The 7,500-nt window shown below is 61.4% G+C and carries 5 protein-coding genes; all 5 read right to left on the reverse strand.

The features are described from left to right. Window positions 1-61: 61 nt before the first annotated feature. On the reverse strand, window positions 62-307 hold the full coding sequence (locus tag D1Y85_RS25985; protein WP_185219132.1) for a hypothetical protein: 246 nt from the start codon (window positions 305-307) through the stop codon (window positions 62-64). Between the two features lie 755 nt (window positions 308-1,062). Continuing rightward, on the reverse strand, window positions 1,063-1,470 hold the full coding sequence (locus D1Y85_RS25990) for a hypothetical protein (RefSeq protein WP_124153943.1): 408 nt from the start codon (window positions 1,468-1,470) through the stop codon (window positions 1,063-1,065). Window positions 1,471-1,578: 108 nt separating this feature from the next. Beyond that, a complete protein-coding gene (locus D1Y85_RS25995; RefSeq protein ID WP_246025057.1) occupies window positions 1,579-2,433 on the reverse strand; it encodes a DUF746 domain-containing protein in 855 nt (284 codons plus the stop codon). 200 nt (window positions 2,434-2,633) lie between these two features. Then, complete coding sequence (locus D1Y85_RS26000; protein ID WP_124153945.1) at window positions 2,634-4,379, reverse strand: ShlB/FhaC/HecB family hemolysin secretion/activation protein; 1,746 nt, start codon at window positions 4,377-4,379, stop codon at window positions 2,634-2,636. Between the two features lie 472 nt (window positions 4,380-4,851). After that, the coding region (locus D1Y85_RS26005) for a hemagglutinin repeat-containing protein (RefSeq protein WP_185219134.1) at window positions 4,852-7,500 on the reverse strand (2,649 nt) is incomplete at its 5' end.

The raw sequence follows: 7,500 nt of genomic DNA on the forward strand, positions 1-7,500 counted from the left end.
GGCAATCCGCACGTTTTACGTCTTGGATTGCCTTTGGGTTTCAGCCGACGTCCCAAGGGCTCTAGTGCAGGAGAACGCCGGCATTTGAGGCCACTGCCCGCAGCGGAGTACCCGCTTCACTGACGCTCAGTTCCACGTCATCGAGAACGCCCGCCTTGCCCCATTTACGCGCAAGGCGAATGATGCACCGTTCGCCGATCCGGTGCTCCAGAAATCGGACCAGCCGCTCCTGGCTTAATCCATCAAAGAAGTTCCAAATATCTGCGTCCAGAATCCAGTTCACTGGGGTGCTAGCGATGGCCGTCAATAACGCATCCATCGCATCATGTTGACTGGGCTGAGGCCGAAATCCGACCACAGCGATGAACGATTGACGACGAGCGTAGTCCCGTCGCCTGCGGCGGCCGCGCTTTGTAATGGAATATCTGTGTAGTCAACGGAGGAGACTTTCCTTTTGGTGATCCCAGGAGTTGCCCCGGCGCAAGCGGGATCGCGCGTTCCCACTGCATGAATGTCGGACGGGGCACAGCACATGCTCACGCCACGTCAGCAGCCGGGAGGCCGAGTTCCTCGCGCGACCTCCGTGCATGCGGGCCGCGTTCCTGACATCGGGCGCGGGGAATACGCGCCCGCACGATGGCCTGCCCGCTTTCGCAGCCCACCGCATTTCCTTAATCGAACGCGGGATCCGGCAACGGCTGCCCCTTATGACTGAGCAGCCATCCTTGCGGCGCCTGCAGCGCCGCCTCCAGGGCGATCACCGTGCCAGCCGAAAGGGTGTCGGGCAGCCTTCCCTTTTCCCAGGGCACAAGGGTCGATTTCGCCAGGTTCGCCCTGCCCGCGAGTTCGACCTAGGTCAACCCCAACACCCTGCGGCTGTGAACGCACACTAGAGTTTGACACAAGGCGCACGATGAAATCAGCCAATTAGCGGCGCGAGTGGCCGCGCCCAGGTGAGACACAAGCACAGCCGAGCACAATTCACCTCGACGTCGTGCGACAAAAGAGTTTGACACAAGTAGTGACGCTGATTGGCATTCACGAAGCCGTGTGCCGCTGCCCTCACTGACCGGTGGGGATTGCCGGAATCGGCGAGCGTTGCTGACTGGCGATGAAGCGCTGCAGCCGCTCCCACGCCTGCGCATAGCGATGCTTCGGCGTGCCGGCCAACTGGTCGTCATGCAGCACCAGCACCCGCTCGATCGCGGCCAGTTCCAGGTCCAGCATCAGGCAGGGCTCGTGACGCTCCATGCGCCCTATACACGCGTCAAGCGCCGCCTCAGCGCGGCGGTACGGTTCGATATCCGCACCGGCGGCCGTCTCCTCACGCAGGTAAAACGCGAGATACACCACCCGCAGCAGGCAGCACAGCTGGTCCAGATTCCCGCGAGCCGCGCGAACCGTCGCCAGCGCGAGGTGGTTTTCCAGCGAAAGCGCGCGCACTCTGGCAACCGGCAGCGGCAACAGCATTTCCTTCGTGCGTGCTGGCCGTGCGGGCCGGGACCAGGCCTGTTTTCTCATTGACTGAAACTCTTCATGCTCACATGCCACCTGACATCATCGTGTGCTCAGGGTACCTTACGTCTCGTCACTCACGATATGCAGCCGGCCGTTCCGGTCGACGACCTCGCGCCGCATCGAAAACAACCGCCCACACCCCGAACACGACCAGCCGCGTCCATCCGTATGCTGCGCCGTCCCCGTCCGGCCGCAAAACGGACACGGCGTCGCCCCGTCCGGCGTGACACCGAGGCGGATTTTCGACGTCAGGCTGCCGCACGGTTCCAGCTGGCCAGCAAACGCGGCAAACATGTCACGCCACTTCTGCGCCATCCCGGCACTGGTCCCGACGATCTCCGACACCTGCATGATCGACAGTGGCAGCGCCAGGTAACGGATGAATTCCCTCATGCGCTCAAGCGCAGCCGTCTTCGTGTTGACAAGTGGCGTGCCGCTGCGGCGGCTGAATTTGCGCCTGCAGGTTCCGCACTGAAAGCCCGGAATCCCACCCTTCGATTCACCCGAGAAATGGGTCTTGCGGCTACCGCAGCGAGGACACGGCGGCGGCTGGCGACTGGTCGAATTCAGTTCGTCGAATTTGCGCGTCAGGCGGGCGGTCAGGGCGAGATCTTCGCGCGCGCCAATCTCGGCATAGTCCAGCGGCGCAGGTTCCAGTTCGGTCGGTCGACCGCCAAGCCGCACGCACCGCTCCCACCTGCCACCCGGATCGAGCCGCAGGAGCCACTCGCGCCAGGCCGTCACGCGCCTGCCGACGTCCGCCGGCAGGCTGCCCATCCGCTCGCCCGCTTCGACGCACGAGACCGGCTGCGACAGTAGCGAAATGAACAGATCGAGGTTCTTGAGGTGCTTTTCGCTGAGCGGCGTGTCGACAATGCGACCGAAGTAGCGCCCGCACGTCTGGCACTCGAACATCGGCAACCGGCCGCTCTGGCGCGTCTTGAATCCGGCACTCGTGATGTGTTCGCCGTCGCAGCGTGGGCAACGGGGCCGCGGTTCATGACTCCCGGACAGCAGGGTCGCGACCTGCGCGCCCAGAAAGGCCGTCAGTCCCCGATCTTCACCGGTGTCGCTCCTTGCGCCAGGGGGCCGGGTGCGGGGTTGCGCTCTCCGCATCAGAACTGCGCCGTCACCTGAAAGCCGAGTGTCACGCTCGATGCCGGAAACCCGGACGGCGCGTAGACCGGCATGCCCGCGAAGACGTCATAGCTGTACGCACCGAAGCGTGTCGGTACGCCCCCACGTAATCCCACGACTGCGCCCGCCAGTTGTGTTCCCACCAGCAGCGCCGTAGACGGTCCCCACACGCGACCGTAGTCCAGCCCCGCATAGATGGCCTGCCCGGTCTGCCCAAGCGGATACTGTAGTTCGTTGCGCCAGTAGAAGCCTTTTTCCGCCGCGAGCATCGTTTCACCGCTGAAGCCGCGCACCGTGTAGCGGCTGCCGATGGTCAGGTCATCGATGTAGTTCAGTTCGTTGTTGGTGAACTGCCCGTGCAGCGTACCGACGTAGCGGAACGATTGCCCCGCGACCGCGAACGGCACGGAGAGGTTTGCGTCGAGCGTCGCCATCCTGAAGCGGTAGGTCGGACCACCCGGCGTATCGGGCTGCGCACCGAGTCCACCGATGCCCTGCCGGTACGCGAGCGTGCCGTCGAACTGCGCCGCGCCGAAGTAATGCCGGTTGGTCAGTCCCGCCTCGATGAAGGTGTTGTCGCGGTGCTGCTGCGGAATTTCGGTGTCGGCAATAAAGCTTGCGCCCCACCGCTTGATGAGCTGGAACTCGACGCCCGATACGTCGCTCTGGCTGCGGTGAATGACCCGCTCCAGTTTCAGGCCCGCCGTCTGCGCGTTGCCGCTCGACACGAGGGTCTGGTTGACCGCCGCGATCTGCTGGTAGTACGTGTTCGTGTAGCCGTAGAGCGTGCCGGTCCAGTAACCCCATGGAATCGAATACGAGGCATTCCAGCCATGCGTGCCGAGGTCGTGATTGCCAAACTGCAGATCCTGGTTGAAGCCTGCCGAAAGCACATCATTCAGGCCCAGCAGGTTGTACAGGCCGAGCGACACGTTACCGATGTAGCGGCCCGTCGCGTCCGTGCCCGAGTTGTCTGCGGAGACCACGAGCGACCACGGTTTGGTGCGCTTTACGGTAATGACCACATCGCTTTCACCCGGCACCGTACCGGGCACAATCTCCATGCTCGCATCCTGGTTCGGCACGCGCTTCATCTGTTCCAGACCCTGCTCCAGATCGCGTAGCTGGAGCACGTCACCATCGCGCGCGGGAAATGCGGTCTTCCAGGTGCCTCGCGTATTCGCGTCGGCAAACTTGAGATGGCGGATAACGCCTGGTATGAGGGCGAATTTCATCGTCCCCGTGGACAGGTCCTGCGTTGGCAGCAGCACGCGTGTGGTGATGTAGCCGCGGCTCAGGATCACGCCCTGCAGGCCTTTGGTCAGCACGTCGAGGCCCTGCTTGCCGACGCATTGCCCCTCGTAGTGCCGTAGCCAGTCGTGCAGGAACGCGAACGGGTCCATCGGGAGCGCCGACGCTCCCTTGACACGGGTCACCTCGGGCAGTGTGTCGGGGACCTCGACGGAGAAGGTGTCGATGCGGAAACATGGCGTTTCGACAGGCAGGACTGGCCATTCTCCCGCTACCAGTGCAGCCGAGCGCACAACGGGCGCGGCAACGGTGGCCGCGCGCTGCTGCGCGTCGCGCTGTTGTTGAACCTGTTGCTGCTGCTCGGCGTTCGCACGGGCCGCCGCCTGCTCGGCGGGTGTCGGGGTCTGTGCGGCAGCGTCGAATGCGATAACGGATACGAGCAAAAGCAGGGTAAAACGCGTGCGGACTTTCATTGGTATTGTTTTGAAACCAGATTTCACTTTCTTGGCACGGACCATTAAACTAGTTATGCGAAATATTCCAATTCCTATAACTCACAATGCGGAATCAAATGTTACGGCGCACCACACGCTGGCTCAGTTTTTTCCATGTCATGGATGCACTGGCCCGTATACCGATAACCTTTTCCGATCAGGCAGCGCTGGAGTTTCCTGTTTTCTCTAACAAAAAACACAGCGGAGTCCCCATCGGACTTCCGATTGTACGGCGGGCTGAAAAGCCCGTTTTTTTTCCCTCCACAAGCAACCCAGTCTTTCTGTGCCTGCTGAACGCTCACACCCGGCTTTTCCCAGGAATCGGAGTGGGACGTAGGAGGGGAAACGGACCGCTCATACACGTCACCGTGCGGGACGAAGCATCCATTGGGACAACACCCGGTAATCAAACCCGCGCTTACAACGCAACCCAAAAATAGATAAATTTTCTTCATTTCAGCACCTGAAGGATGGCGGCTATCGCATTCCAGACCTGCGACGGCAATGCTGTTGCGGCTGCAAAAGGTGTCGCTGGCGCAAGCGCAACGATAGACCAGGCGTCATACGCACTTTTTTCGGTAGAGGACATGCCCCGTGTGGTATTACCCTGACCGTCGTACAACCCGGAAATCTGTCCGCCAATAAGATCGTGCGGTCCCGCATATGCTTCTACAACTTGATCCACCACGCTTCCCGGCGAATACGTGTAACCGAACAACGTTCCCTGTGCGCCCTGAATCCCGCCCGTGAGTCCCGATGCCGCCTTTGCTGCTGTACTTTTGTAATAGTCATCCCATGTCTTGCCGGGCAATAGCTGCGGCCGACCAAGACCGTTCAATACAAGACTGCCATCGGCGTTGTGCACACACCCACTGTTGTCATCACCACAAATACTGTCCAACGAGCTACGCGTCCCGCCGAGCTTGATTCCATCACCACCAACTCCTACGCTCTCCCCCGACAGGTTCGATAGCACATTACCTTTGCTATCCACCACTCCCGGAAACAACGACGAGTTTTGGATCGACGCCTGACGCATCAAATCTGCCGCCTCCGACAGCACGCCCTGCGCGGCTGCCGCTGTCACCTGACCCGACACCACGCCAATCAGCACATTCAATATCCGCGACTGGGTATTCAGATCGTTGAGCTGGCTCTGGAGCTGCGCCTTCTCGTCCGGATCCGTCGCAGCATCCATTTGCGCCTTCAAGTCCGCGCGTTTCCCATCCACGTAATTGGTCAGCGCCGTGCTTGCCTGCTCGCTGAACTGCTGCGTGATCTTCACCTGCGCGTCGATTTCTGACTGGACTTTTGCCAGATCGAAGATCGGCTTGATGCTGCTTTCCTGATCCCCGGTCCGGGCCGACTCGTTGCCCGCGATGCCGCTGATCCCTGACCTCGTCACGCTGTTTGCGCTGCCGTCGCGCTGCGCAACGCCGGCGCTCGATCCCCCAGGTGTCAGACCGCCGTCCATACTCACGACCGGCCCGATATTGGCACTCACCCCTGTCGCGTTGTAATCGGCATGGTTCTCGATGTCGCTCATCGTCAGCGATCCGGTCGAGAAATGATTGCTCCCATCCTGCACCGCTGCATCGGTACTGGAAATCACACCGCCTTTCAGATCCGTATTCCCTGCCACGGCGACCTGGAACCCACCATCGCCTGCGCGGATACCTGACTGTTGATTCACGCTTGCGTAGTTGCTGTCTATCTTCGTCTGACCCGCACTCACCGACCCGCTCGAAGTTCCATAGCAAAGCGGCGGCACACATATGCTGACCGACGCGCCCACGCTCTGGTTCTTCGAGTTGTAGGTACTCGTATCCTGGAGGCTCTGGATGTTCAGGTTGCCGCCCACATCGGTAATGACCTGATTGCCGGAGGCAACGGCTCCGATCAGGTTCGTATCGCCGCCTGACTGGATCGCCAGCGTATTGCCGGCCGCCACCTGCGTGTTGGTCCAGGTGGACGAATCACCATCCGCGTTGCCACGGTTGCCCGATGCAGCTGCCGTGAACGCAAGGCCAGTTTTTGAGCCGACCGACAATGACACACCTACGCCGACGCTGCCACCCTTGCTGTCGCTCTGCTGACTGACCGTATTCTGCGCGGCCTGAAGGTTGACGTTGCCCTGTGCGGCCAGCAGCGCGTCATTGCCCGCCGAAATCGTGCTGCCGACAACATTGATATTGCTGTCAGCTCCGGCCCCTGACGCAGCAATCGTCACATTGCGACCAGCGGATACCGCACTTCCCACGGCAGCGCTCGACTCCGAGGTACTGCTGCTGTGCTGGGTGCTCGCTCCGAGCGAAATGTTGATGCCGACCGTCGTGGCAGCCTTGACCGGATCGCCGCCAACCTTATCGTAAGCATTCTTCGCTGCCAGTGCGGTCGTCGCTCCGGCGAGCGCGAGCAGGCGCGGATCGCCGTCGACATGCTGTGCAGCGCTCGTCATCTGGGTGGCGGTCTGGATCGCGGACACGACCGGATTCGTGATACCGACAGTCAGGCCCGCAGAGTGATATTGCTGCTGTTCCGACTGCGACGCCGTATCGAATGCGGAATCAATCGTGACGGTTTTGCCCGTCAGTGTCGCGTCCTGGCCCGCATGAAGCACACTGCCGGTGGCATGCAGGTCGTTGCCCGCGGAGACGATCAGGTCACCGTTGAGCGAACCCACCATGCTGGCATTGTTCGTGACCTGCGTGGCCTGCTGCTGGTCCGACATCGACTGGCTACCGATGGAAACACTCAGGCCACTTGTCCCGAAACCCGAATGCTTCTCCTGATAGCTGCCCGACGACTGCATCGTGTCCTGCGTCGTCGTGATGTTCACATCGTGCGCGGCGCTCAAGGACACATCGTTCGTCCCGACAACCGCGCTGCCCGCCACGTTGATGTCCTTGCCGCTTGAAATCGACACCGCATCCGCAGAAATCAGGCTGCCCTGGCTGACGGTCGTCGCCGTATCGCTCGTACTCGCAACCGACTTGCTGCTCACCACATGGTTATGGGTGCCCGTGTACGTCGAGTTATCGACATAGGTTGCCGTGGCCGCGCCGATGTTGACATTGTTCGCTGCCGCCAGCGTCGCCGT

Origin of the sequence: Paraburkholderia dinghuensis, assembly GCF_003837865.1 — a bacterium.
Lineage (GTDB): Bacteria > Pseudomonadota > Gammaproteobacteria > Burkholderiales > Burkholderiaceae > Paraburkholderia > Paraburkholderia dinghuensis.